Source organism: Geothrix terrae (assembly GCF_022808775.1).
GTDB lineage: Bacteria > Acidobacteriota > Holophagae > Holophagales > Holophagaceae > Geothrix > Geothrix terrae.
In genome coordinates this window covers 219,699-246,101 of record NZ_JAKZLA010000003.1, presented here as the reverse complement: position 1 = coordinate 246,101, position 26,403 = coordinate 219,699, and the positions used below count along the sequence as shown (strand labels likewise).

Annotated in this window: 21 protein-coding genes; 14 read left to right on the top strand and 7 right to left on the bottom strand. The window is 69.2% G+C overall.

Translation table 11 applies throughout. From position 1 onward, the window contains the following. Positions 1-10 precede the first annotated feature (10 nt). The 4 genes from MLE42_RS07045 to MLE42_RS07030 all read left to right on the top strand — a co-directional run bounded on the left by MLE42_RS07045 (position 11) and on the right by MLE42_RS07030 (position 4,034). A complete protein-coding gene (locus MLE42_RS07045) occupies positions 11-1,795 on the top strand; it encodes a sensor histidine kinase (protein WP_243287175.1) in 1,785 nt (594 codons plus the stop codon). Then, complete coding sequence (locus tag MLE42_RS07040; RefSeq protein ID WP_243287174.1) at positions 1,770-2,402, top strand: response regulator; 633 nt, start codon at positions 1,770-1,772, stop codon at positions 2,400-2,402. Before MLE42_RS07045 ends, MLE42_RS07040 begins: the two co-directional genes overlap by 26 nt. Positions 2,403-2,525: 123 nt before the next feature. Then, positions 2,526-3,671: a tellurite resistance/C4-dicarboxylate transporter family protein gene (locus tag MLE42_RS07035; RefSeq protein WP_243287173.1), complete on the top strand. Its 1,146-nt coding sequence runs from the start codon at positions 2,526-2,528 to the stop codon at positions 3,669-3,671. Between the two features lie 9 nt (positions 3,672-3,680). Beyond that, positions 3,681-4,034, top strand: a complete 354-nt coding sequence (locus MLE42_RS07030; RefSeq protein WP_243287172.1) for a hypothetical protein — start codon at positions 3,681-3,683, stop codon at positions 4,032-4,034. A gap of 15 nt (positions 4,035-4,049) precedes the next feature. Here MLE42_RS07030 and MLE42_RS07025 read toward each other — a convergent pair whose 3' ends face one another. The 3 genes from MLE42_RS07025 to MLE42_RS07015 all read right to left on the bottom strand — a co-directional run bounded on the left by MLE42_RS07025 (position 4,050) and on the right by MLE42_RS07015 (position 7,714). After that, positions 4,050-5,555 carry an MFS transporter gene (locus MLE42_RS07025; RefSeq protein ID WP_243287171.1) on the bottom strand — a complete coding sequence of 502 codons (1,506 nt, stop codon included), beginning with the start codon at positions 5,553-5,555 and terminating at the stop codon, positions 4,050-4,052. A gap of 21 nt (positions 5,556-5,576) precedes the next feature. Then, the gene (locus tag MLE42_RS07020; RefSeq protein WP_243287170.1) at positions 5,577-7,127 is read right to left on the bottom strand and encodes an MFS transporter; all 1,551 of its coding nucleotides are present in this window, start codon (positions 7,125-7,127) and stop codon (positions 5,577-5,579) included. A 101-nt stretch (positions 7,128-7,228) separates the two neighbouring features. After that, positions 7,229-7,714, bottom strand: coding sequence for an RrF2 family transcriptional regulator (locus MLE42_RS07015; RefSeq protein WP_243287169.1), 486 nt, complete (start codon positions 7,712-7,714; stop codon positions 7,229-7,231). A gap of 338 nt (positions 7,715-8,052) precedes the next feature. Here MLE42_RS07015 and MLE42_RS07010 point away from each other — a divergent pair, with 338 nt between their 5' ends. From MLE42_RS07010 to MLE42_RS06965, 10 genes are all read left to right on the top strand, one after another. Next, complete coding sequence (locus MLE42_RS07010) at positions 8,053-8,874, top strand: c-type cytochrome (protein WP_243287168.1); 822 nt, start codon at positions 8,053-8,055, stop codon at positions 8,872-8,874. 115 nt (positions 8,875-8,989) lie between these two features. Continuing rightward, the gene (locus tag MLE42_RS07005; RefSeq protein ID WP_243287167.1) at positions 8,990-12,691 is read left to right on the top strand and encodes a nitrate reductase subunit alpha; all 3,702 of its coding nucleotides are present in this window, start codon (positions 8,990-8,992) and stop codon (positions 12,689-12,691) included. Positions 12,692-12,701: 10 nt separating this feature from the next. Next, a complete protein-coding gene (gene narH, locus MLE42_RS07000) occupies positions 12,702-14,198 on the top strand; it encodes a nitrate reductase subunit beta (protein ID WP_275975767.1) in 1,497 nt (498 codons plus the stop codon). A gap of 2 nt (positions 14,199-14,200) precedes the next feature. Next, complete coding sequence (locus MLE42_RS06995) at positions 14,201-14,734, top strand: nitrate reductase molybdenum cofactor assembly chaperone (protein ID WP_275975766.1); 534 nt, start codon at positions 14,201-14,203, stop codon at positions 14,732-14,734. Then, complete coding sequence (narI, locus tag MLE42_RS06990; RefSeq protein ID WP_243287166.1) at positions 14,724-15,398, top strand: respiratory nitrate reductase subunit gamma; 675 nt, start codon at positions 14,724-14,726, stop codon at positions 15,396-15,398. The genes MLE42_RS06995 and narI overlap by 11 nt, the downstream gene beginning before the upstream one ends. Before the next feature lie 2 nt (positions 15,399-15,400). Continuing rightward, on the top strand, positions 15,401-15,979 hold the full coding sequence (locus MLE42_RS06985) for a cytochrome c3 family protein (protein ID WP_243287165.1): 579 nt from the start codon (positions 15,401-15,403) through the stop codon (positions 15,977-15,979). A gap of 9 nt (positions 15,980-15,988) precedes the next feature. After that, positions 15,989-18,901, top strand: coding sequence for a 4Fe-4S dicluster domain-containing protein (locus MLE42_RS06980; RefSeq protein WP_243287164.1), 2,913 nt, complete (start codon positions 15,989-15,991; stop codon positions 18,899-18,901). After that, positions 18,891-20,291: an NrfD/PsrC family molybdoenzyme membrane anchor subunit gene (gene nrfD, locus MLE42_RS06975; protein WP_243287163.1), complete on the top strand. Its 1,401-nt coding sequence runs from the start codon at positions 18,891-18,893 to the stop codon at positions 20,289-20,291. Before MLE42_RS06980 ends, nrfD begins: the two co-directional genes overlap by 11 nt. Next, entirely contained in the window at positions 20,278-21,462 is a 1,185-nt protein-coding gene (locus MLE42_RS06970) for a quinol:electron acceptor oxidoreductase subunit ActD (RefSeq protein ID WP_243287162.1), read from the top strand. The genes nrfD and MLE42_RS06970 overlap by 14 nt, the downstream gene beginning before the upstream one ends. Then, a complete protein-coding gene (locus MLE42_RS06965; RefSeq protein WP_243287161.1) occupies positions 21,459-22,601 on the top strand; it encodes a hypothetical protein in 1,143 nt (380 codons plus the stop codon). The genes MLE42_RS06970 and MLE42_RS06965 overlap by 4 nt, the downstream gene beginning before the upstream one ends. Before the next feature lie 186 nt (positions 22,602-22,787). On the opposite strand, the gene MLE42_RS06960 is transcribed toward MLE42_RS06965, so the two are convergent. From MLE42_RS06960 to MLE42_RS06945, 4 genes are read right to left on the bottom strand one after another with little or no spacing between them, the layout of a single operon-like run. Then, positions 22,788-23,003, bottom strand: coding sequence for a DUF6755 family protein (locus MLE42_RS06960; protein ID WP_243287160.1), 216 nt, complete (start codon positions 23,001-23,003; stop codon positions 22,788-22,790). Next, positions 23,000-23,560: a QcrA and Rieske domain-containing protein gene (locus tag MLE42_RS06955; RefSeq protein ID WP_243287159.1), complete on the bottom strand. Its 561-nt coding sequence runs from the start codon at positions 23,558-23,560 to the stop codon at positions 23,000-23,002. Before MLE42_RS06955 ends, MLE42_RS06960 begins: the two co-directional genes overlap by 4 nt. After that, entirely contained in the window at positions 23,560-24,141 is a 582-nt protein-coding gene (locus tag MLE42_RS06950) for a 4Fe-4S dicluster domain-containing protein (protein WP_243287158.1), read from the bottom strand. Before MLE42_RS06950 ends, MLE42_RS06955 begins: the two co-directional genes overlap by 1 nt. Then, positions 24,141-26,402, bottom strand: coding sequence for a molybdopterin oxidoreductase family protein (locus tag MLE42_RS06945; protein WP_243287157.1), 2,262 nt, complete (start codon positions 26,400-26,402; stop codon positions 24,141-24,143). Before MLE42_RS06945 ends, MLE42_RS06950 begins: the two co-directional genes overlap by 1 nt. Between the last annotated feature and the right edge of the window lies 1 nt (position 26,403).

Here is a 26,403-nt window from a genome sequence, read left to right as displayed (position 1 = left end):
CCCCCGTTTCATGACCTGGTTCCCGGCCTCTCTTCGGACGCTTCGGCTCCACCTGCCCCTGCTGGCCCTGGCGGCGACCCTGCCCACCTTCCTGCTCGTGCTGCTGCTCGCCAGCCGGGAGCGGAGCGGGGCCCTGCGACACGCCGAAGCCGAGGCCCGCATGATGGCGGGGATCGCCACCCGGGAGCACGCCCATCAGGTGCTCGGCGCCCAGCGGCTGCTGCTCCAGCTCGGCCGCGGCGAGGTCCACGAGGACATCCGGCCGCTCCTCCCCGGCCTGCTGAAGGCCAATCCCGCCCTCGCCAACCTCGGCCTGCTGGACTCCGAGGGGCGGCTGGTCTACAGCGTGGTCCCTCCGGAGGGCCGGGTGGACATGAAGGACGAACCGGCCTTCCTGGGCGCCAGGGCCCGGCCCGGCGTGGCCCCCAGTGTGGCCGTAGGCCGCTACCGCATCGGCGAGATCGTCCACCGCCCCATCCTCATCCTGGCCACGTCCCTGGTGGGAAACCCCTCGGAGGTGCTCTACGCCGCCCTGGATCTGGCCTGGCTCGAGAACCTGGGGCCCCAGGCCCAGCTCCCCGCCGGGACGGCCCTCTTCATCACCGACCGCGCCGGCGGGGTGCTGGCCCGGGGCGGCGAGGCGGCCGGAGGGCCGGCGGTGGGCCAGCGGCTGCCCGCCTGGGAGCGCATGGCCGGGCGCGGGCAGGGCATGACGGAAGCGGTCATGCCCGATGGGCGGAAGCGCCTGTTCGTCGCCGCCTCCCTGCCCGAGGTGCCCGACCTCTTCGTGGCGGTGGGCCTGCCGGAGGCCGCCGTGCTCCGGGAGGCCAACCTCGCCTTCCAGCGCACCCTGGTGGTGCTGGCGCTGCTCCTGCTCCTCACGGTGCTGGGCTCCCTGGTGGCGGCGGAAATCTCCGTGCTGCGGGACCTCCGCCTCCTGGCAGGCGCCACCCGCCGCTTCGGGGCCGGGGACCTCCAGGCCCGGGCCCCGCAGCCCACCACGCGCGGGGAGATCCAGGACCTGGCCGCCGCCTTCAACGCCATGGCCGAGACCCTGGCGCGCAAGCATGACGAGGCCCAGGACGCCCAGGCGCAGCTCCGGGCCCTCTCGCGCCGCCTGCAGGCCGCGCGGGAGGAAGAGGGGGCCCGGATCTCCCGGGAGCTCCACGACCAGCTGGGCCAGGATCTCACCGCCCTGAAGCTCGCCGTGGGGGCCTTGAGGCTCAAGGCCCAGGCGCCGGAGGCCGGACCTCAGGCCCGGGACCTGTCGCGATGGTGTGACGAGGCGGGCGCCCAGATCGACGCCGCCATCGATTCCGTCCGCCGGATCGCGGGCGAATTGCGGCCCAGCGTCCTGGACCGCCTGGGCCTGCTGCCGGCCCTGGAGTGGCTCGCCGGGGAGTTCCAGCGGCGCAGCGGCGTCGCCTGCCGGGTGCGGGCGGAGGGGCTGGAGGGCGCCCTGAGCCCAGAGCAGGCCACGGCCTTCTTCCGCATCACCCAGGAGGCCCTCACCAATGTGGCCCGCCACGCCGGGGCGGAGGCCGTGGAGATCACACTCACGGTGGACGAGGCCCAGGCCGAGCTCTGCATCCGAGACGACGGCCGGGGGTTCGGGGAGGCCGGTCCAGGCGGCCACCTGGGCATCCTCGGCATGGAGGAGCGGATCGGCCTTCTCGGGGGGCGCCTGCAGCTGGGGCGGGCGCCGCAGGGGGGCGTCGAACTGTGCGCGATCCTCCCCCGTGGCATCCTGCCAGGGGAGGACGGAGGCCATGTGGCGCATCCTGCTGGCGGATGATCATGCCCTGCTGCGGTCGGGCCTGCGGCGCATCCTGGAGGAGGCCCTCCCCGGCGTGCACGTGGGCGAGGCGGGCACCGCGGAGGAGGCGCTGGCCGCCCTGCCGGACGGGGCCTGGGATCTGCTGATCCTGGACATCTCCATGCCCGGGCGGAGCGGCCTGGACATCCTCCCGGACCTCAAGGCCCTGCAGCCCTCCCTCCCGATCGTGGTGCTCTCCATGTTCGGGGAGCAGCAGTTCGCCATCCGCGCCCTGAAGGCAGGTGCCTCGGCCTACCTCACCAAGGAGCGGGCCCCGGAGGAACTGATCCAGGCGGTCCGCACGGTGCTCGGCGGCCGGCGGTACATCGGCACCTCCCTGGCGGAGGCCCTGGCGGCCCATGTCTCAATGGACCGGGAGGGCGCGCCCCACGAGCGGCTCAGTCCCCGCGAGTTCGAGGTGCTGCGGCTCATCGCGGCAGCGAAGACGGCCAGCGAGATCGCGGAGGAGCTGGGCCTGAGCGTCAAGACCGTGAGCACCTACCGGGCGCGCATCCTAGAGAAGATGCGGCTCTCCACCAACGCCGAACTCATGCAGTACGCCCTGCGGCACGGCCTGATGGCGTAGGCGCGCCCTCGCCGGGCAAGGCAGGCACGTGGCGGTTGTAGGACAGACACCGACACGGCCCTTCCGCCCGGCCCGCTACCGCGCCCCTGCTCGGAGCCGGATGCTGGGGAGCGGAGGAATCCCATGGCGACGGCCCATCCCAGCCAGGCGACGCGAGCGAGCCTGCTCCGGGTCTGCGCCGGAGAGGCCCGGGAAGGGCTCGCGCGGCTGAACCCCGCCTACTTCTCGCTGGTGATGGCCACGGGCATCCTCGGGACCGCCTGCCACCTGCTGGGCATCCCCATCCTCCCGAAGCTCCTCCTCTGGATCAACCTGCCGGCCTACGGCCTTCTCTGGCTCCTCACGCTCCTGCGGCTGGCCCTCCAGCCGCGGGCTTTTGCGGCGGACTGGGCCGACCACGGCCGGGGGCCGGGCTTCTTCACCACGGTGGCGGCCACCAGCGTGGTGGGCGTCCAGCTGCTGGCGACCCACCGCTTCGAGGCCGCGGTGCCGCCCCTCTGGTGGCTGGCGCTGGTCCTCTGGGGCGGATGCATCTACGGCGTCTTCGCGGCGCTCACCGTCAAGGAGGGGAAGCCCGGCCTGGCGGAGGGCATCAACGGCGGCTGGCTCTCGGCTGTGGTGGCCACGCAGTCCGTGGCGGTGCTGGGCACGCTGGCGGGCCCGCGCCTGGGCCTGGACCCGGAGCTGCTGGACCTCCTCCTCGCGAGCTTCTGGCTCATGGGGGGCATGCTCTACATCTGGATGATCTCCCTGATCTTCTACCGCTACACCTTCTTCCGGTTCCAGCCCACGGACCTGCTCCCGCCCTACTGGATCAACATGGGCGCCATGGCCATCTCCACCCTGGCCGGGGCGCTGCTCGTCCGCCGGGCGGAGGGCTCCGCCCTGCTGGCGGGCCTCCTGCCCTTCCTGAAGGGGTTCACGCTGCTGTTCTGGGCCACGGCGACCTGGTGGATCCCCATGCTGGCGGTGCTGGGCGTCTGGCGGTACTTCCTGCGCCGGATCCCCCTCCTCTACGATCCCCTCTACTGGGGGGCCGTGTTCCCCATGGCGATGTACACCGTGGCCACCTGGCGGCTGGCGGAGGCCTTCCGACTCCCGGCCCTCGTCGCCGTGCCCAGGGCCTTCGTGGCCCTGGCCCTCACCACCTGGTTGCTCACCTTCCTCGGGCTCGTCCTGAGCCTGCTGCGGGGGCTGCTCCGTCTCCTGAGGCGGCGCGCCTACCGGCCGTCCGGGGCCGGGCTCCACCCCGCACCTTCCCATTCCTAGGAGGCCCCCATGCCCAGCCGACACACCCATGCCCTGAAGCCCTCGGATGCCCTGGCCCTCGCCCGGGAATCCCAGCGGGCCGTGGCCCGCGTCCGCGAGCGCGGCCGCCGCTGGATCCTCTCCGGCTGGGCCATCAGCCTGGTGGGCGTCTTCCTCTACTGCCGGGCCCTCTTCGCCGCGGAGGCGGACGGGGACCTGGCCACCCTGCTGAGCCACACGGGCGTCTCGGGCTGGGCGGCCCTGCTCCTCATCGCCATCGGCGTGGTGTTCTGGCTGTCGGGGAACCTCGTCTACTTGAAGGACGCGCTGGATTCACAGGAGATGGGCCCCGACGGGAAACCCCGGGACCACGGGACCCTCTAGGCGCGGCCGCAGGCCTCAGCAGCGCACCTCGGCATCCTTCCGCACGTAGTACCACCAGTTGAGGGCGAGGCACAGCACGTAGAAGGCGGCGAAGCCGTAGAGGGCGTTCTCCACGGTGACGGCCCCGGGCTTGATCTGGCTCTTGAAGACCGTGGGGATGATGAAGCTGCCGTAGGCCGCGGCGGCGCCGGTCCAGCCCAGAACGGGCCCGGCGAACTGGGGTTCGAAGATGAAAGGGACCATCTGGAAGGTGCTGCCGTTGCCGATGCCGCTGCCGAGGAACAGCAGCATGAAGCTCGCCATGAAGGCCGCGAAGTGGACGGAGGGATCGGGCGCGGCCACCGCGGCCTTCACGTAGTGGGCCACCAGGAGGGCGCCGGCGATCTGGATCGCGGTGGACCACTGGGTGACCACGCTGCCCCGCAGCTTGTCCGAGAGCCAGCCGCCCACGGGACGGATGAGGCTGCCGAGCAGGGGGCCCAGGAAGGCGTAGGCCGAGGGGTCCTTCTTGAACACGATCTTGATGAGCAGGGGGAAGGAGGCGCTGTACCCGATGAAGCTGCCGAAGGTCATGATGTAGAGCACGGTCATGACCCAGTTGTGCTTCATGCGGAAGATGGCGAACTGGCGGTCGAGGCTGGCCTTCACCTTGCCGGGGAAGAGCTTCATGGCCCCGAGGCACAGCGCCACCACCAGCAGCACGAGGCCCAGCTGGAGGCCCAGGGGGAGGGCGGGGTTCTTCACGAGGATCCAGGCCCCGACGCCGCTGACGGCGAGGCCCACGCCCTGGAGGGCCAGGATGCGGCCGACGGCGGCGCCGGTGGGTTCGCTGTCGTGGGCCGGCAGGTTGTTCATGCCGAACCACGAGGCCGCGGTGAAGATCACCAGCAGGGGCACCCAGACCAGGGCGCCGTTCTGGATGTAGAGGGCCTTCCCGGCGGCGGTGAGGTGCGGCGCGCCCGCGAGGCCGCCGAAGAGCGCGCCGGCCATCACCACGGGCACGAGGAACTGCATCACGGACACCCCCAGGTTGCCGATGCCCGCATTGAGGCCCAGGGCCAGGCCCGCGAGGCGCTTGGGGAAGAACCCGGTGATGTTGGACATGGAGGACGAGAAGTTGCCGCCGCCCACGCCCGACAGCACGGCCAGGGCCGCGAAGGTGGCGAAGGGCGTGCTCCGGTCCTGCAGGGCGACGCCGGCGCCCAGGGCCGGCGCGATGAGGAGGGCTGTGGTGATGCCCACCACGTTGCGCCCGCCCGCCAGGGCCACGAGGAAGCTGCTGGGGATGCGGAGGGTCGCCCCCGCCAGCCCTGCGATGCCCACGATGGTGAAGAGCTGGGCATCGGTGAAGGGGAAGCCCGCGTCCTTCATCTTGGCGGTGAGGATGCTCCAGAACATCCAGACGCTGAACGCGCAGAGCAGGCTGGGCACGGAGCAGGTCAGGTTCCGCCAGGCGACCCGGCTCCCGCCGGCGCGCCAGGTCTGGGCGTCCTCAGGTTTCCATTCGGTGAGCTTGGCCATGGGGTCTCTCCAGTGAACGAATCAGGCGGGTTCGGCGGCGTCGGCGCCGGCAAAAGCGGGGGCAGGGGCCGGGGCGTGAGCGGACGCGGGGCGTTCGAAGCGGGTGAAGAGGGTCTCATTCTGCTCGCGGGTCAGGCGCCGCACCACCGTGTGCAGCCAGACCAGGCAGATGACGGACAGGGCCGCGAGGAACAGCCACATGGTGGTCCACAGGCCCGTGGCCTTGAGCAGGTAGCCGAAGAGGATGGGGCCCACGAAGCCGCCCAGACCGCCGATGACGCCCACGATGCCGCCCACCACGCCCACCTCGTCCGGGAAGTAGTCGGGGATGTAGCGGTAGACGGCGGCTTTGCCGAGGCCCCACACGATGCCCACCACGAAGACCAGGAAGGTGAAGATCCACACGTTGGCCTGGAAGAACACATGGGTGGTGCCCGAGGCCAGCAGCTGCTTCTTCTTCACACGGTCGCCCAGCTTCACCGCGGGCGTCTGCCAGAAGCGGCTCTGGGGGAGGACCAGGAGGCGCTCGTTCTGCGCCTCCGGTTCCGCCCCCTTCGTCCGGAAGGCATAGGCCGTGTCCCCCACCACGATGCGGCCGGGGGCCACCTCGGTCACGACACCGCCCACCTGGGCCAGCACCGAAGGCCCCGGGCTCTCGATGGACATGCGCGGCACCATGAGCGCCGCGCAGGCGAAGATGCTGAGGCCGAAGGTCCAGTACATCACGGCCCGGGCGCCGAAGCGGTCCGACATCCAGCCCCCCGCGGCGCGGATGAGGCCCGAAGGCAGGCTGAAGAGGGAGGCCAGGAGGCCGGCCATGGCGAGGCTCATGCCGTAGACGCCCACATAGTAGGGGATCAGCCACTGGGCCAGGGCCACGAAGCAGCCGAAGACTAGGAAGTAGTAGAGGCCGAAGCGCCACACCCGCACGTGGCGGAGGGGGGCCAGCATCTGGACGAAGGTCTTGCCCTGCGCGCCCTCCGCCTTCTTTTCGTGGGTGAGCAGGAAGAAGGCCACGGCCATGACCAGCAGGATGACCGCATAGAGCTTCGGCAGCATGCGCCACGCCTCCAGGTTCGCGCCGCCCGCCGTGAGCTTCTTCAGGAGGAAGGGCGCGCCCATGCTGGTGAGGGCCGAGCCCGCGTTGCCCGCGCCAAAGATGCCGAGCGCCGTGCCCTGGCGCGCCTTGCTGAACCACACGCTGGAGTAGGCGATGCCCACGGCGAAGGCCGCGCCCGACAGGCCGAAGCCGAGCGAGGCGAGCAGGAATCCCCGGTAGCTCTGGACGCTGCCCAGCAGCCAGGTGGGCAGCGCGGCCAGCAGGAGCAGGATGGTGTAGACCTTCCGCCCCCCGAAGCGGTCCGTGAGCAGGCCCACGGGCAGGCGCATGACCGAGCCCGTGAGCACGGGGATGCCGATGAGCCAGCCGATCTGGGCCGTGTCCCAGCGGAAGAGCCCGTTCTCCACCAGGAAGGTGACGAGGACGCCGTTCAGCGTCCACACGGCGAAGCAGAGGGTGAAGGCCAGGGTGCTCATGGCCAGGGCGGTGGCGGCTCGGGAACGATCCGACATGGGGGGCTCCGGGGGGAGGGATATAAAACAGATTTAAATATCCTAAAATAGATCGAGAGACGGACCGGAGATCGTGATGGGGATCACGTGCTCTTGAATATCTATACGGGGGCGGCCACCGAGAGATCCGGATCCTCCGGCTGGACCGGCGCGGACCGGGCCGCCTGGAGATCGCGGAGGGAGGTCTGGGCCAGAACCCGGGTGAGAAGCGTCTGGAGGACGTCCCAGGCGGGGCGGATGGGGCAGTGGCAGTCCTCGCCCACCGCCGCGTGGCCCAGCAGGCAGTCCTCGAAGGGCTCCGGCCCCTCCATGGCCAGCACCACCTCCCGCAGGGTGATGTGCTCTGGGGCGCGGGTCAGGCGGAAGCCCCCCGTGGGACCCCGGAGGGATTCGAGGAGGCCCGCGTGGCAGAGGGCCTGGAGGATCTTGGCCAGGAAGGGGCCGGGCAGGCCCAGCTCCGTGGCCAGATTCCGGGCCAGCCGGTAGGTCCCATCCCCGGGCATCCGCACGAGGGCCTGCAGCGCGTAGCGCGTGGGGGCGTGGAAGAGGCTGCGCGGGTGGGGACAGCCGGGCTGGGGATGGTTCATGGACCTTCCGGGGGAGAGTTAAAAGGAATTAGTAGTCTGAATATAAAACGCCTGTGAAAAGGCGCCATGCCTGAATTTTGCGATTTTGAGATCGCCCCGACCGAGGATGCCCCTGGTCCGCGTTCTTGGGGAAGATGGAGTCTCAAGATAGCGACAGATGTGGATATGTATTATTAAATATTGATAATAAATAAATTAATAAAAACAAAAAATTCACCTATTTCTGATGTGACCCCCCTTGCGCGGGCCGGGAAGGCGGAGTCATACTTGGCCGAATTTCAGAACAATCATTCCTAAAAGTGCCGTGCCCTTGCCGGCCGCTCCCCCGAGGAGGTGTTGTGTTCCCCAGGATCACGCCACGACAGGTGCTCGCCTGGGCCGTCCTCGCGGCCCTGGCCCCGATGTTGGCTCCAGCCCTGGCCGCTCAGGACGCCGAGGCCCAGTTCCGCAAGAGCTGCATGAGCTGCCACACCATCGGCGCGGGCCGGAAGGTGGGCCCCGACCTCAAGGGACTGGGCCAGCGCCGGCCCCATGAGTGGTCCACCAAGTTCATCCAGATGCCCTCCGCTCAGCTGGATGGGGGCGACCCCACGGCCGCCGCGCTCCTCCGGGAGTTCAACGGCACCCGCATGCCGGACCTGGGTGTCACCGCCGCCGAGGCCCAGGCCCTCGTCAAGCTCATCGACGACTACACCGCGGCGGGGAAGACCCTCGGCACCGCGGCCATCGCCCGGGCCGCCACCCCTGCGGACATCCGCCGGGGCCAGCAGCTCTTCATGGGCTTCACCCGATTCGCCTCCGGGGCGCCCGCCTGCATGTCCTGCCACAGCGCCCAGGGCCTGGGCGGCTTCGGGGGCGGGCGCCTGGGCCCCGACCTCACGGGGGCCTCCGGGAAGCTGGGCGTCGGCTTGGTGTCGGCCATCGAGAACCCCGCCTTCCCCACCATGCAGGGCGTGTTCCAGAAGACGCCCCTCACGGCGGAGGAGGCCTTCCAGGTGGGCAGCTTCATCAAGAGCCTGGCCGCCCAGCCCCCGGCCCCCACGGACATGGCCTTCCCTGTCCTGGGCGTCGTGGGCCTCGTCTCCGGCATGCTGCTGGCCGGCCGGTTGGGCCGCCGGCGCTTCCGGGGCCTTCGCAAAAACCTGAAACCCCGCTGTTGACATGATCCGGGGGGGACCGCCTGCTCGCTCCGCTCGCGATGTCCCCCCCGGAACCCCCCGCGCAGAACCCAGGCACAGCCTGGCTTCTGCGCCCCCGATGCCAGAAGGACGAAACATGACCGAGCGCAAGCAGAGCCACTGGATCACCGACATCGTCGATCCCGAGACCCGCTCCTGGGAGGAGTTCTACCGGAACCGCTGGGCCCACGACAAGGTCGTGCGCAGCACCCACGGCGTGAACTGCACGGGGAGCTGCGGCTGGAACATCTACGTGAAGGAGGGCATCGTCACCTGGGAGATGCAGGTCGTCGACTATCCCCTGCTCGACGAGAAGGTGCCGCCCTACGAACCGCGCGGCTGTCAGCGCGGCATCAGCTTCAGCTGGTACCTCTACAGTCCCCTGCGGGTGAAGTTCCCCTACATGAGGGGCGCCCTCATGGACCTCTGGGAGGAGGCCAAGGGCAGGCACCAGGATCCCGTGGCAGCCTGGGCCAGCATCCAGAACGACCCCGACAAGCGCTCGCGCTACCAGCGCGCCCGGGGCAAGGGCGGCTTCCGCCGGGCCTCCTGGGACCAGGTGGGCGAGCTCATCGCCGCCGCCAACATCCACACCATCAAGACCCACGGGCCCGACCGCATCGCGGGCTTCAGCCCCATCCCCGCCATGTCCATGTTGAGCTACGCCGCGGGCTCGCGGTTCATCCAGCTCATGGGCGGCACCAACCTCAGCTTCTACGACTGGTACTGCGACCTGCCGCCCAGCAGCCCCGAGATGTGGGGCGAGCAGACGGACGTGCAGGAGAGCGCGGACTGGTACAACGCCAAGTTCCTGGCGGTCATGGGCTCGAACCTGAACATGACCCGCACGCCCGACTGCCACTTCGCCGCCGAGAGCCGCCACAACGGCACGAAGATGGTGGTTTTCAGCCCCGACTTCAACCAGGTGGCCAAGTACGCGGACGAGTGGATGCCCGTCCACCAGGGCCAGGACGGCGCCTTCTGGATGGCGGTGAACCATGTGATCCTCACGGAGTTCCACCATCAGAAGCAGGTGCCCTTCTTCCTGGACTACCAGAAGACCTACACGGACGGGCCGTTCCTGGTCGAGCTGGTGGAAGCCGAGGGTGGGTTCCGACCCGGCCAGCTGCTGCGCGCGGGACGCCTCTCGAAGTACGCGGAGGAAGAGCACGGCGAGTGGAAGTTCCTCATGTGGGACGAGGGCAGCGGCGCGCCGAAGATGCCCAAGGGCTCCGTGGGCCACCGCTGGGGCACCAAGCAGGGCCAGTGGAACTTGCTGCTGCAGGACGGCCAGGACGACAGCCCCATCACGCCGGCGTTGACGTTTCTTGGTGCTGCGGGCGGCTCCGCCGACCAAGGCGCGGGGGCGCGGGGGGACGCAGAGGGAGCGCAGCGACCGGGCGGTCCCACCGCAGTGGCATTGGTCGAATTCGATGACTTCGCGGGCGGGAGCATCTGCCTGCGCGGCGTGCCCGTGCGGCGCGTGAAGCTGGCGGACGGCACCGAGGCCACCGTCACCACGGTCTACGATCTGCTCATGGCCCAGTTCGGCGTGGAGCGCGGCCTGGGCGGGGCCTATCCCAAGGATTACAACGACGAGGCCGCCGTCTATACGCCCGCTTGGCAGGAGCGCATCACGGGCCTGTCGCGGGAGAACGTGCTGCGCTTCGCCCGCGAGTGGGCCCGCACCGCGGAGCTCACCCGGGGCAAGTGCACGGTCATCATCGGCGCGGGCATCAACCACTGGTACCACAACAACCTCATCTACCGCGCCGCCCAGCATGCCCTGGTCTTCTGCGGCTGCATCGGCACCAACGGCGGCGGTCTCGCCCACTACGTGGGCCAGGAGAAGCTGGCGCCCGTGGCCTCCTGGTCCGCCATCGCCATGGCCCGGGACTGGGTGCCCGTGAACCGCCTGCAGAACGGACCCAGCTGGCACTACGTCAACTCGGACCAGTGGCGCTACGAGCGGGAGTTCAAGGCCTACAACACCGTGCCCGACGGCAGTTCATTGGTGGAAGGCCACTGCATGAACATGCAGACCCGCGCCGTGCGCAGCGGCTGGCTGCCCTTCTACCCGCAGTACAACGAGAATCCCATGGCCGTGGTGGCCGACGCGCGCAAGGCCGGCGCCCGGGACGAGGCCGCCATCATCGCCAGCACCGTGGAGCGCCTCAAGAAGAAGGATCTCCGATTCTCCGTGGAGGACCCCGATGCCCAGGAGAACTGGCCCCGCGTGTGGTTCATCTGGCGCGGCAATGCCATTGGCACCAGCGCCAAGGGCCACGAGTTCTTCCTCAAGCACTACCTCGGCACCCACAGCAATGCCATCGCCGAGGAAGTGGCGGAAGGCACCCTCAAGGACGTGACCTGGCGGCCCACCGTGACCGGGAAGATGGACCTGGTCATCGACATCAACTTCCGCATGGACACCTCGGCCCTCTACAGCGACCTCGTGCTGCCCACGGCCACCTGGTACGAGAAGACCGACCTCAACTCCACGGACATGCACAGCTTCATCAACCCGCTGTCCGCGGCCGTGCCGCCCTGCTGGGAATCCAAGAGCGACTGGGACATCTTCAAGGACATGGCCAAGCGGGTGAGCGAGCTGGCCGCCAAGCACCTTCCGGATCCCATCGAGGACCTCGTCTCCTCGCCCCTCACCCACGACAGCCCCGCGGAGATCGCCCAACCCCACATCCGCGACTGGATGGCCGGCGAGTGCGAGGCCATCCCCGGCAAGACCATGCCCGGCCTGAAGGTGGTCACGCGGGACTACAAGACGGTCCACGAGAAGTTCATCTCGCTGGGCCCCCTGGTGCGCGAGCAGGGCCTGGGCGCCCACGGCGTGAAGTACCCCATCGAAGACATCTACGACCGCATGCTGGAGACCCACCCCACCGTGGAGGTCGGCGGCCAGAAGCGGCCTAGCCTGGAGGAGGACCTCCACGCGGCCAATGCGCTGCTGCATCTGGCACCGGAGACCAATGGCGAGCTGGCCTACCGCGCCTACCAGTTCATGGAGGGCCGCACCGGCCTGCCCCTGAAGGACCTGGCCGAGCCCTACCGGGGCGTTCGGCGCACCTTCAAGGACCTGCTGTCCCAGCCCCGCCGCGTCATCAACAGCCCCTGCTGGTCCGGCCTGGTGGATGACAAGCGCCCCTACTCCGCCTTCACCTACAACGTGGAGCGCATGGTGCCCTGGCGCACGCTCACGGGCCGCCAGCACTGCTACCTGGACCACGAGGGCTACCTGGCCTTCGGCGAGCACCTGCCCACCTACAAGCCCACGCCGCCGGCCCAGGTGCTCGGCGACCTGCGCTGTTCCAAGCGCGAGGGGAACACCCTGGCCCTGAACTTCCTCACGCCCCATGGGAAGTGGCACATCCACTCCACCTACGGCGACACCGAGCGCATGACCACCCTGTCGCGGGGCCAGGATCCCCTCTGGCTCAGCGAGGAGGATGCGGCCTCCATCGGCCTCAAGGACAACGACTGGGTGGAGATCCACAACGACAACGGCGTGGTGGTGGTGCGCTGCTGCGTCAGCGCCCGCATCCCGCGCGGCGCCTGCATCCAGTACCACGCCACGGAGCGCACCTACAGCGTGCCCAAGTCCCCCCTGCGGGGCATGAAGCGGGCCGGCATGAACAACAGCCTCACCCGCGCGCGCCTCAAGCCGAACCTCATGGTGGGCGGCTACGGGCAGTTCACCTACCACTTCAACTACTGGGGACCCACCGGCGTGAACCGCGAAACGGTGGTCTACGTCCGCAAGCTCGGCCAGCTGGTCTGGTAGGAGGACCGTCATGGATATCCGCTCCCAAGTGGCGATGGTGTTCCACCTGGACAAGTGCATCGGGTGCCACACCTGCTCCATCGCCTGCAAGAACGTGTGGACGGACCGCAAGGGCGCCGACTACATGTGGTGGAACAACGTGGAGACCAAGCCCGGCACCGGCTACCCCACCCAGTGGGAGAACCAGGAGGAGTACAAGGGCGGCTGGGTGGTGAAGGACGGCAAGCTCCAGCTGCGCCTCACCTCCAAGGGCAAGTTCCTCCAGAAGATCTTCCACCAGCCGTCCCTGCCCACCATGGACGAGTACTACGAGCCCTGGACCTACCGCTACGAGGACCTCTTCAACGGTCCCGAACAGGACGACCAGCCCACGGCCATCCCCGTCAGCAAGGTCACGGGCCAGTACATCGACATCGAGGCCGGGCCCAACTGGGACGACGACCTGGGCGGCTCGCCCCTCTACGCCCGCAACGATGTGAACCTCGCGGCCCTCAGCGAGGAGCAGCGGCTCCAGCTGCTCTCCATCGAGACGCTGGTGATGTTCTACCTGCCGCGCATCTGCAACCACTGTGCGAACCCGGCCTGTGTCGCGGCCTGTCCCAGCGGCGCCATCTACAAGCGGGGCGAGGACGGCATCGTCCTCATCAACCAGAACGTCTGCCGCGGCTGGCGCTACTGCGTGTCCGCCTGCCCCTACAAGAAGGTCTTCTACAACTGGAGCACGGGCAAGTCCGAGAAGTGCCTGCTCTGCTACCCCCGCGTGGAGACGGGCCAGGCGCCCGCCTGCTTCCACTCCTGCGTGGGTCGCATCCGCTACATGGGCGTGCTGCTCTACGACGCCGACAAGATCGAGGCCGCGGGCCTGCGCCCGGACGCCGAGCTGGTGACGGCCCACCGGGACCTGCTGGCGGATCCCAATGACCCGGCGGTGATCGAGTCCGCCCGGAGGAACGGCGTCACCGAGCAGGTGCTCCAGGCCGCGCGGAAGAGCCCCGTCTACCGCTTCGTGAAGGACTGGGGCCTGGCCCTGGCGCCCCACCCCGAGTACCGCACCTTCCCCAGCCTCTTCTACGTGCCGGCCCTGGGCCCCGTCACCTACTCCATGGAAAACGGCGTGGCCCTCAACCCCACCTCGACCGAGGAGATCTTCGCGCCCCTGGACCAGGCCCGCCTGCCCATGTCGTACCTGGCCAGCCTCTTCGGGGCGGGGCAGGAGGCCCCCGTGCGCTACGCCATGAAGAAGATGCTGGCCATCCGCACCTGGAAGCGCGCCACCGAGGTGGGCGACGTGGACCTGAAGGTGGCCCTGGCGGGCCTCCGTGAGGCGGATTGCGATCCCGAGCAGGCCGAGGCCATCTACCGCCTCACCAGCCTGTGCAGCTTCGAGGACCGGTTCGTCATCCCGGCCTCCCACCGCGAGCAGGCGGTGGAGGTGCTCACCAATCCGCTGGAACGGAAGGGTGCCGCAGGCTTCGGCTTCCGCGAGGCGCCCCAGAGGGGGTTCTGATCATGCGCATTCCGACTCACATCATTCCCGGCATCGCCGCGCTGCTGCGCTATCCCGACGAACGCACCCAAACCCTCGCGGGCTCCCTGGCGGACGCGGCCATGGCCACGGGCCACCCCTGCCAGGAGCACCTGGAGGCCTTCGCCCTGGTGGCGCGGGGCCTGGATCTGCGCGAGCTCCAGGAGCTCTACACCCGGGCTTTCGACCTCACCCCGGAGTGCACGCTGGACATCGGCTGGCACCTCTTCGGCGAGACCTACCAGCGGGGCCAGTTCATGGCCATGATTCGCTACCACCTGCAGGCCCACGGCCTCGAGGAGGGGGGGAACCTGCCGGACCACCTGCCGAACCTGCTGGATCTGGGCATGCGGCTGGAGCGCCAGGACGCCATGGACCTGGTGGACGACTGCCTCCTGCCGGCCCTGGAGAAGGTGATTCCGGCCCTCAGGGAGAGCCCCTACCACCACGTGCTCCAGGCCCTCTTCCTCATCTTCACGGTCAATCGCAAACCGGCGGAGGCGTCCTGTGCTGACTAACTTCCTCTTCGTGGGCTTCCCCTACGTGGCCCTGGTGCTGGCCATCGTGGTGAGCATCCTGCGCTTCACCTGGCGGCCCTTCAGCTATTCCAGCCTCTCCAGCCAGTTCCTGGAGACCGAGTCCCTCTTCTGGGGTTCCAGCCTCTGGCACTGGGGCATCCTCTGGGTGCTGTCAGGGCACCTCTTCGCCTTCTTCCTGCCCGAGGCCATCCTGGCTTGGAACGCCCGCCCCCTTCGGCTCTACCTGCTGGAGATCACCGGGCTCTCCATGGCGCTGCTGGCCCTGGTGGGCGTGGTGGCCCTCATCGTCCGCCGCTTCACGGACCGGCGGGTGAAGGTGGTGACCAGCCCCCTGGATGTCGTGCTGCTGGCCGTGCTGCTCTACCAGGTGGCCAGCGGCATCGACGTGGCCATCCGCTACCGCTGGGGCAGCGCCTGGTTCTCCACCAACGCAGCGCCCTACCTCTGGAGCCTCCTCAAGCTCGCGCCCCGGCCCGAGCTCATCGCGCCCCTGCCCTGGATGGTGAAGCTCCACTTCCTGAGCGGCTTCCTGGTCATCCTCCTGCTGCCCTTCACGCGGCTCGTCCACTTCCTGGTGGTGCCCATCTTCTACTACTGGCGCAGGCCTCAGGTGGTGATCTGGAACCGGAAGGGGCTCCGGTGAGGATGCGGACCGTCGCCATCACGGGCGCGGTGGCCTTCGGCGCCTCGCTCATGATCTTCGCCCTGAGCCTGGACACGCGCCTGCTCGGGGACCAGAGCGGCTACAAGCCCGCCCAGCCCATCCCCTATTCGCATGCCCTCCACGCCGGTGAGCTGAAGATGGACTGCCTCTTCTGCCACACCTCGGCGGAGAACAGCCGCCACGCGGGCATCCCGCCCCTCAGCACCTGCATGAAGTGCCACGAGACCGTGCTGGACCGGGCCGGCACGCCCATGGGCAAGTCGGACCCCAGCCCGGAGATCCAGAAGCTGCGGGACGCCTACGCCAGCGGCCGGGGCTTCGCGTGGATCCGCATCCACCGCCTGCCCGCCCACGTCACCTTCCCCCACAGCCGCCATGTCCGCGCCGGTGTGGCCTGCCAGTCCTGCCACGGCGAGGTGCAGGGCATGGAGCGCGTGGAGCAGGCCATGGCCCTGACCATGGGCGAGTGCCTCGCCTGCCACCGCCTTGAGAACCAGAAGCAGCAGCTTGCCGGAAAGCCCGCCCAGGCGCCGACGGACTGCTCGGCCTGCCATCACTGAGGAGATCCCATGAAGACCTGGAAGAGCCTCGGGGAACGGCGCGGGATGGTCCGGTCGCGGAAAGCGGAGTTCGAGGAGGAGCTGCCCGTGGGCGAGAGCGTCCGGCAGATCAGCCGGCGCGACTTCTTCCGCTTCTCCGGCCTGGGCTTCGCGGCGGGCCTGGCCCTGGGCTGCAAGAGCAAGGTGGTCGAGAAGGCCATGCCCTACCTCAACGCCCGGGAGGGGCTGACTCCCGGCGTGGCCCAGTGGTACGCCACCACCTGCGGCGGCTGCGCCGCGGGCTGCGGCGTGCTGGCCCGCAGCCGCGACGGCCGCCCCGTGAAGCTGGAGGGGAATCCCGATCATCCCGTGAGCCGCGGCGGCCTCTGCGCCATCGGCCAGGCCCAGACCCGGGGCCTCTACGATGAGGACCGCCTGCGCGGCCCGAAGCTGGCCGGGAAGGCCGTGGACTGGACCGTGCTGGACGCGGATCTCCAGCGGCGCTTCGCCGATCTGAGGGCCTCCGGTGGTGCCGTCCGGGTGCTGGCGGGCACGATCCTCAGTCCCACCCTGCGCGCCGCCGCGCAGGGCTTCCTCGGAACCTTCAAGGACGGCCGCCTGGTGGAGGCGGACACCCTCAGCGCTGCGGCCCTGGCCGCCGCCTACGAGCGCACCCACGGTCAGCGGATGATCCCGCACTACCGCCTGGAGGAGGCGGACCTCCTCGTGGGCCTGGAGGCGGACTTCCTCGGCACTTGGATCGATCCCGTGGGCTTCACCCGCGCCTATGCCGAGCGCCGCGGGCCCGACAAGCCCCGGCCCATGTCGAAGCACATTCAGGTGGAGAGCGGCCTCTCGCTCACAGGCAGCAACGCCGACGAGCGGGTGCGCCTCGCGCCGTCCGAGGCCGTGCCTTTCCTGGAGGCCCTGGCCCGGCACCTGGGCCTTGCCGTGGAGGGAGGAGCCCTCCCGACGGCCCTGGCGGCGAAGGCGCGGGGCATCGCCCACGAGCTGGAGGCGCACCGGGGCCACGGCCTCCTGCTCTGCGGCCTAAATGATCCGCGGGCCCAGGAGCTCGTCGCCCGGATCAACCATGCCCTCGGCCACGAAGGCACCACCGTGGATCTGGCCCGCCCCAGCCTCCAGAAGCGGGGGGATGACCGCACCCTGGAGGCCCTGGTCCGCGAGATGGCCGGAGGCAAGGTCGCCGCCCTGGTGCTGCTGGGCTGCAACCCCGTCTACGAGCAGCCCGCGGCCTTCACCAGCGCCTTCGCCAAGGTGCCTCTGCGGGTGTCCCTGGCCCTGACCGAGGACGAGAGCGCCGCCGCCTGCACCCACCTGGCCCCGGACCACCACTGGCTGGAGGCCTGGCGGGACGCGGAGCCCGTGGCGGGCGCCGTCTCCCTGGCCCAGCCGCTCCTCCAGCCCCTCTTCGCCACGCGTGATGCCGTGGAGAGCTTCGGTGCCTGGGCCGGACGGCCGGTGCCGGCGCTCCAGGCCCTGCGCGAGCACTGGAAGGCGGCCGTGTTCTCCCGTCAGAAGGCGGTGGGGGACTTCGAGACGTTCTGGAACGAGGCGCTGCAGAAGGGCGCCGCGCAGGTGGAATCCGGGCCCGCGCCCCGGTACCGCGAGGGCCGCGTGGAAGGCGCGCCGCGGGCCGCGCGCAAGGAGGGCTACGAGCTGCTGCTCTACGCCAAGGTGGGCCTGGGGGACGGGCGCCACGCCCACCTCCCCTTCCTGCAGGAGCTGCCGGATCCCATCACCAAGGCCACCTGGGACAACTACGCCCAGGTATCGCCCGCTGCGGCGGCAAAGCTTGGCCTGGAGCAGGGCGACCTGCTGCGCCTGCGGCCCGAGGGCCATGCCCTGGAGCTGGAGCTGCCCGTCGTCGTGCAGCCGGGCCAGGACGACCGCACCATGGCCGTGGCCCTGGGCTATGGCCGCACGGCGGGCGGCAAGTCGGGCCTGGGTGTGGGAAAGAACGCCTATCCCTGGCGAACCTTCGCGTCAGGCTTCCTGGCCGCCGAGGCCGTACCCCTCCAGGTGCGGCGGGGCCAGGGTCGCGTGGACCTGGCCTGCACTCAGGACCACCACAGCCTGGAGGGCCGCGAGCTGGTGCGGGAGATGGCCCTGGCGCCCTACCTGCGCGACCCCGCGTCGGCCCGCCCCCACGAGCAGCCGGGGCCTTCCGTCTACGGCGAGCATCCCCATGGCGCGCACCGCTGGGCCATGGTCATCGACCTCAGCGCCTGCACGGGCTGCTCCGGCTGCGTGGTGGGCTGCCAGGTGGAGAACAACATCCCCGTGGTGGGACGGGACGAGGTGCGGCGCAAGCGCGAGATGCACTGGCTGCGCATCGACCGCTACTACACCGGCTCCGAGGCCGAGCCCGGCGTCGTGCACCAGCCCATGCTGTGCCAGCAGTGCGACCAGGCCCCCTGCGAGAACGTGTGCCCCGTGCTGGCCACGGTGCACAGCGAGGAGGGCCTCAACCAGCAGGTCTACAACCGCTGCGTGGGCACCCGCTACTGCGCCAACAACTGCCCCTACAAGGTGCGCCGCTTCAACTGGTGGGAGTATCCCCACGCCAGCGAGCTGGAGCGCCTGGGCTTCAACCCGGATGTCACCGTGCGCAGCCGGGGCGTCATGGAGAAGTGCTCCTTCTGCGTGCAGCGCCTCATGGAAGCCAAGATCACGGCGAAGAACGAGGGCCGCGAGCTGAAGGACGGCGAAGCGCTGCCTGCCTGCATGCAGAGCTGCCCCGCCCAGGCCATCGTCTTTGGCGACATGCAGGATCCGGACAGCCGCATCAGCCAGGTTCTCCGCGATCCCAAGCGCTTCCTGGTGCTGGGCGAGCTGGGCATCGGCCCCGCCGTGAGCTACCTGACCAAGATACGAAACATCACGCCAGAGACGAACCAGGGAGGCCACCATGGCGCATGATGCCGACGTGCTGACCGCCAACGGGATCCCGGCCGCCGAGGCCGAGCGTTATGGCCACAACCTGCCCCTCATCGACGGGAACAAGACCTACCGTCAGGTCACGGAGGAGGTCTTCGCGCCCACGGAGCGTCGCCCGCCCCTGCGCTGGTGGCTGGTCCTGGCCGTCACCCTCTCGATGCTCTCCCTGGGCGCCTGGGCGGTCTTCCAGACCCTCACCCGGGGCATCGGCACCTGGGGCCTCAACCGCACGGTGGGCTGGGCCTTCGACATCACGAACTTCGTGTTCTGGGTGGGCATCGGCCACGCGGGGACACTGATCTCGGCCATTCTCTTCCTCTTCCGCCAGCGCTGGCGCACCTCCATCAACCGGGCCGCCGAGGCCATGACCCTCTTCGCCGTCATGTGCGCGGGCACCTTTCCCATCATCCACATGGGCCGGCCCTGGCTGGCCTTCTGGGCCACGCCCTACCCCAACACCCGCGGCTCCCTCTGGGTGAACTTCAAGAGCCCGCTGCTCTGGGACGTCGTCGCCATCTCCACCTACTTCATCATCTCGCTCACCTTCTGGTACATCGGCCTCATCCCAGACCTGGCCACCCAGCGGGACCGCGCGAAGACGAAGCTGAAGCGCACGATCCTCAACATCTTCTCACTGGGCTGGAACGGCTCGAACCGCACCTGGAGCCGCTACGAGACGGTCTACATGCTGCTGGCGGGCCTCAGCACGCCCCTGGTGGTCTCCGTGCACACCATCGTGTCCATGGACTTCGCCACCTCCGTGATTCCCGGCTGGCACGCGACGATCTTCCCGCCCTACTTTGTGGCGGGCGCCGTGTTCAGCGGCTTCGCCATGGTGCTCACCCTCATGATCATCGCCCGCTCGGTGATGGGCCTGGAGGAGTACATCACCACCCGCCACCTGGAGGCCATGACCAAGGTGGTGCTGGCCACGGGGATGATCGTGGGCATGGCCTACGCCACGGAGTTCTTCACGGCCTGGTACAGCGGGAACCCCTACGAGCGCTACGTCTTCCTCAACCGCGCCCTGGGCCCCTACCAGTGGGCCTACTGGACCATGGTGGGCTGCAACGTGCTCTCGCCCCAGTTCTTCTGGTTCAAGAAGGTGCGAACCACCCCCTGGATGATCTTCATCCTCACCATCTTCGTGAACATCGGCATGTGGTTCGAGCGTTTCGTCATCATCGTGACGAGCCTCCACCGCGACTACCTGCCCTCCAGCTGGGCCACGTACCGGCCCACCTTCATCGAGGTGGCCATCCTCATCGGCAGCTTCGGCCTCTTCTTCACGCTGTTCCTGGTGTTCACCCGGGTGCTGCCCATGATCGCGGCGAGCGAAGTGAAAGGAGTGCTGAAGAATGTCGAGCACTGAGCATCTCCATCGCAGCCGCTTCCGGGCCTCCTTCGCGGACCCGGAGCAGCTCCTCCGCGCGGTGAACCATCTGCGATCCGCCGGACATCGCGTGCTGGACACCTACACGCCCTTCCCGGTGCATGGCATGGACGAGGCCATGGGCCTGCGCCCCTCGCGGCTGCCCCGCGCCTGCCTGGCCTTCGCCGCCCTGGGCCTCGCCCTCGCCGCGGGCCTCCAGATCTGGACCTCCGCCGTCGACTATCCCCTGATCATGGGCGGCAAGCCCCTCCTGGCCATCCCCGCCTTCATCCCCGTGGCCTTCGAGCTGACGGTGCTGTTGGCGGGTCTGGGCGTGGTGGCCAGCTTCTTCCTCGTCGCGCGCATGCGCCCCCGCCTCCGCATCCCCGACCTCCATCCCGGCGCCAACGACAACCGCTTCATCCTCGCGGCGGAGCTGGCCGCCGATATCCAGTTCCCCGTCGTGGCCCGCGAGCTGGCGGGCCTGGGCGCCGTTGAATCCGGCCTGCTGGTGGAGGATCGCTTCCAGCACAGCGGCTCCTTCTGGGATCGCCCCGCAGGCGTCGGCGCCCTGCTGGTGGCCTGCCTCCCGGCCCTCCTCCTCCTGCTCCTGGTGCCCCTGCTCAACCGGGACTTCCAGCGCCGGAACCTGGCCTGGGACGGCGGGATGGGCGCGCCCTTCTCGGCCCAGGCCTTCGACGCCAGCGGCGTGCTGCCCGGCAGGAAGGTGCTGCAGGCGCCGCCCCCGGACACCCTGTCGCGCCGCGGCGAGCCGCCCCTGGCCTTCGGGCCGGGCAAGGCCGAGGCGGAGCGCGCCGGCCGCGAACTGCAGAACCCCTACCAGCCCACCCAGGCCCGCTTCAACCGCGGCAAGCTCGTCTTCGAGCGGGTCTGTGCCACCTGCCACGGCCGGGAAGGCGACAACAACGGCAGCGTGATCGTCGCGCGGGGGGCTTTCGCGCCCACGGTGCTCGTCTCTCCCGTGGTGCGGGACATGCCGGACGGACGCATCTTCCACGTTGCCACCTTCGGCGGCCCCATGAAGATGAAGGGCTACGGCGACCTCCTCAGCCGCGAGGACCGCTGGCAGGTGGTGCTCTACATCCGGGAGCTGCAGAAGGCCGCGAAGCCGGCCGCTGTGCCCGCCCAAGCCACGGGAGCCCAGCCATGAGCGAGACCTTCACCGTTCCCGCCCGGGACCTCACCAAGTCCGGCATCCCCACTCTGGCCGACATCGGCGAGCGCCTGCGGGGCGGCGCCTGGGCCTTCGTGCTGCTCGGCGCCGGGCTGCTGGGCCTGGGCCTCGCGCTCCAGGCGGAGCGGGGCTGGGGCAACCTGCTGCTCACGGCCTTCAACCTGGCCTGCGTGGGCCTGGGAGGGCTCTTCCTGCTGGCCATCCAGTCCATCACCGGGGCCCGCTGGAGCGATCCCATCCTCAAGGCCCACCGGGCCATGCCGGCCCTCCTGCCCGTGGCGGGGGTCCTCATGCTCCTGCTCGCCTTCGGGGCCACCACCCTCTACCCCTGGGCCCGGCCGGACGCGGCCTCCCACGAGGCGCTGCACGGCCGCCTGGGATGGTTGAACCCGCCCTTCTTCTTCGGCCGGGTGGCGCTCTTCTTCGCGGCCTGGATCTGGACGGGGCGCCGGCTCACCCGCCAGGGGAAGGGTGCAGCCCCCTTCATCCTCGTCTTCGGGCTCACCTTCTCCCTGGCCAACTTCGACTGGCTGATGTCGCTGGAGCCCGTGTGGTCCAGCACCATCCTGGCCATCTACGGCTTCTCTGGGATGTTCCTCCAGGGCATCGCCATCGTCACCTTCAGCGCCATCGTGCTGAGGCGCGTGGGGCTGCTCCCGGCGGTGTCGAAGGCCCAGAACCACGACCTGGGCAAGCTGCTCTTCGCCTTCAGCTGCTTCTGGGCCTACATCTTCCTCAGCCAGTTCCTGCTCATCTGGTACGCCAACCTGCCCGAGGAGACGGGCCCCATGCGGCTGCTGCTGCAGGGCCGCTGGATACCCCTCTTCTACCTGAACCTGATCCTGAACTTCGGCCTGCCCTTCGTGCTGCTGCTCGGGCGGAAGGCCAAGACCAGCGAGACGGTGTTGCTGGCCACCTGCGCCATTCTCCTGACGGGCCGCTGGCTCGACCTCTACCTCCAGATCATGCCGCCGGTGCTCCACGGCCTGCCCCCGGCCTTCGGCCCCGCCGAGCTGGGCGGCATCCTCCTCCAGCTGGGCCTCGGCCACCTGGCCTGCTGGCCCGTCTTCATGGAGGACGCCAACCCGGCCCAGGAGCTGCCCCAGGGTGGGTAAGGCCGCATCGTTCATCCGATGGAACCGGATTGAAGACACCACTCACGCGGAGGGTCGCAGAGGGAACAGAGGATGCGGAGAAAGCGCCCCATTCAAGGGGTTCTTCTTGGCATCCTCCGGTTTCCCTGCGCCCCTCCGCGGGAGTTTTTTTGTCTGCCTTCCCGCCTGTTGAGCCTTGGCCGGTATCTACTCCTTGGGCCCGTACTCCACGGTGCTGCGGAAGGCCAGGAAGAGGCTGATGGCGCTGAGGGCCAGGGAGACGAAGAAGGCACCGGGGAGGACGCTGCGCTGGCCGTCGAGGACGGCGCCCAGCACGGTCTCGAAGAGGTAGAGCTGGATCACCAGCAGCACGAGGATGACGCCCAGGGCGGCAGGGGAGATGCGGACGCGGGGCGTGTTCATGCGGTCACCTCCGAGGTCTCGCGGGGGCATGCGGCGCGGTGGTCCAGAGTCTCCAGGGTGGGCTTGGGCAGCTCGCCCACGGCCCAGAGGGTGCCGTCAGGGCGGACTTCCAGGGCGATGGCGGCGAGGGGCCGGCTGGGGGGGCCCTGCACGGGGAAGCCGCGGTCCGGCTCGAAGAAGCCGCGATGGCAGGGGCACTCCAGGCGCTCGCCAGCGTAGCGGACGGCGCAGCCCAGGTGGGTGCAGGTCTGCCGGTAGGCCCGCAGCTCGCCCTTGGGGGTGCGCAGCAGGATGCAGGCGTCGTGGGCATCGCGGAACTTGAAGAGGCGGCTCTGGCCGGGCAGCAGATCCACGGCTAGGCCCAGGGCCACGGGCAGTTCCGCCTGCTTGGTCTCGGGATCGGAGGCACCCTCCAGGGGCTTCTTCCGCCACCACAGGTAGCCGATGCCGGCGGTGAACCCGGCGCTCACCACGGCCAGGAAGCGGGCAAACTCGCGGCGGGAGAAGTGGCCCTCTTCGGCCAGTTCGAGGGGGAAGGCGCGGCGCCACCAGGTCATCAGAGGCCTCCGTCAATGAGCAAAGCCGCGTCCAGGTGCAGTGGCGTGTCCGGATCGGGCACCATGATGGCGTTCTTCGTCTTCACCCGCACGCTGCCGATGAGGAAGTCGCGCAGGGGCTTGTTGTGGCGCATGTTGGCCACCTCGTCCTTGCGGACGAAGAGCAGGGCCTGGCTGGGGCAGACGGTGGCGCACATGGGCTTGTGGCCCACAGAGGTGCGGTCGTAGCAGAGGTCGCACTTGAGCATCTGCTCCAGGCCTGAGAAGACGATGGGCACGCCGAAGGGGCAGCTCAGCTCGCAGTTCTGGCAGCCGATGCAGCGGGGCTTCTGCGCCGCGTGCACCACGCCGTCCTCGCTGCGCTTGATGGCGTCCGAGGGGCACACCTGGGCGCAGATGGGATCCTCGCAGTGCATGCAGACCGTGGGCACGGTCTGGGGGCTGTCGAAGCGGTCCATCTCGTCCAGGTGGATCATGGAGCGGCCGCGGTGGGTGCCGCACTCGGCGCAGGCGCCCACGCAGGAGCGGCAGCCGATGCAGCGCTGCGGATCGATGAAGAAGCCGTAGTCCTGGGGCACCATCAGAACACCTGCTCAGGCATCTGGGACTGGGTGCTGCGGGCCTCGTAGGCCATCCGCTGCAGCTCCGCCAGCTCGGGGGAGAACTGGTCCTTGGTGGTCTTCTTGAGCCGCACGGCGCTCACCTTGAACTCGGGGATCTTCGACACGGGATCCAGGTGCCGTGCCGTGAGGCGGTTGGCGGAGAGGGCGCCGGCCCAGTGGTAGGGGATGAACACGGTGTCGGGGCGGATGGTCTTCACCACTTTGGCCGGCAGCACCATGGAGCCCCGCCGCGAGGTGATCTCCACGGCGTCGCCTTCCGCCAGCCCGTACTTCTCCGCCAGGCGCGGGTGGATCTCCAGGTAGGGGTGCGGGCACTGCTCTACCAGGAAGCCGATGCGGCGCGTCTGGGTGCCGCTCAGGTAGTGGAAGACCACGCGGCCCGAGGTGAGCCAGATGGGATACTCGTCATCCACCACCTCCATGGGCGGGCGCCAGGGCGTGGGGATGAACTTCGCCTTGCCGTCGGGGTGGAAGAACTGGCCGCCTTCGAAGAGGCGGGGCGTGCCGGGGTGGTCTTCGGTGGGGCAGGGCCAGAACACGCCCATGTTCTTGACGATCTTCTCGTAGGTGATGCCCGCATAGTCCGCGGTACCGCCCTTGGAGGCCACCCGCAGCTCGTTGAAGATGGCCTCGGGGCTGGTGAAGTGGTCGAAGTACTTCCCGCGGCCCAGGCGCCTGGCCAGCTCCACCATGATCTGCCAGTCGGGACGGGCATCGCCGGGGCAGTCCACGGCCTTGTTGATCTTGATGACGCGGCCCTCGGCGCTGGTGGTGGTGCCCTCGTCCTCCTCCTGAAGGGCCGAGGGCAGCACGATGTCGGCATGCTGGGCGCTCTCGCTGAGGAAGAAATCCAGGCAGACGAAGAACTCCAGCTTGCTGAGGGCCTCGCGGGTGAACTGCGAGTCCGGCAGCGAGACCAGCGGGTTGAAGCAGAGCAGCAGCAGGCCCTTGATCTCACCGGCGTGGATGGCGTTCATGATCTCCTGGGCGCTCTGGCCCACGCCGGGGAGTTCCTCGTCCGTGCAGCCCCAGACGGAGCAGATGTACTTCCGGTGCTCGGGGTTGCTGATGTCGCGGTTGCCCGGCAGCTGGTCGCACTTGTGGCCGTGCTCGCGGCCGCCCTGGCCGTTGCCCTGGCCGGTGATGGTGCCGTAGCCACAGCCAGGGCGCCCGATGCGGCCCGTGGCCAGCACCATGTTGATGCAGCCCAGCACGTTCTCCACGCCCTTGCTCTGGTGCTCGATGCCCCGGGCGTGGAGCAGGAAGCTGGTCCTGGCCTCGCCCCAGATTCGGGCGGCCTTCTCGATGGCGTCCACGGGCAGGCCGGTGATCTGGCTGGTCCACTCCGGCGTGCAGTCCTTCACGGCCTCGACGGCCTGCTCGAAGCCGCTGGTGTGGGCGTTCACGAAGTCCCAGTCGATGAGCTTCCACTTGTTCAGCAGGTGCAGGATGCCGTTGGTGAGGGCCGTGTCCGTGCCGGGTTTCAGGGGCAGCACCAGATCGGCGGTGCGGGCCAGGGGTGTGATGCGCGGGTCCACCACGATGAGCAGGGCGCCGCGGTCGCGGGCCCGCCAGATGTAGTCGGTGGTGATGGGCGAGCACTCGGCCACGTTGGAGCCCGCCACCCAGATCACCTCGGCCAGCTCGATGTCCGCCCAGGAGTTGGCGGCGCGGTCCACGCCGAAGGCCTTCTTGTTGCCCGCGCCGGCGCTCACCATGCAGAGGCGGCCGTTGTAGTCGAGGTTCTTCGTCTGCAGGCCCAGGCGCGCGAACTTGCCGGCCAGGTAGCTCTTCTCGTTGGTGAGGGACACGCCGGACAGCACGGCGAAGGCGTCCTTGCCGTGCTGCTGCTGGATGCGCTGGATCTCGGCCACGGTGCGGTCCATGGCCTCGTTCCAGCCCATGGGCTCGAAGCCGTGCTCCGTGCGCTTCAGGGCCTTCGTGAGGCGGTCCGGGTGGTTGCCCTGGAGGTAGCGCTTCACGCCCTTGGGGCAGAGCTTCCCCTGGTTGAAGGGGAACTCCTCCCAGGGATCGAAGCCGATGACCTTGTTGTCCTTCACCTTGAGCTTGATGCCGCACTGCTGGCCGCAAAAGCAGCAGTGGGTCTCCACCACCTTGTCGGGGGTGGGATCGGACAGCCAGCCCCCCGGCGGGGCCAGGTTGAGGTGGGGGCCGAACTGGGCGCGGAGCTGGTCCTGGGAAAGGGGAAGCGTGCTCATG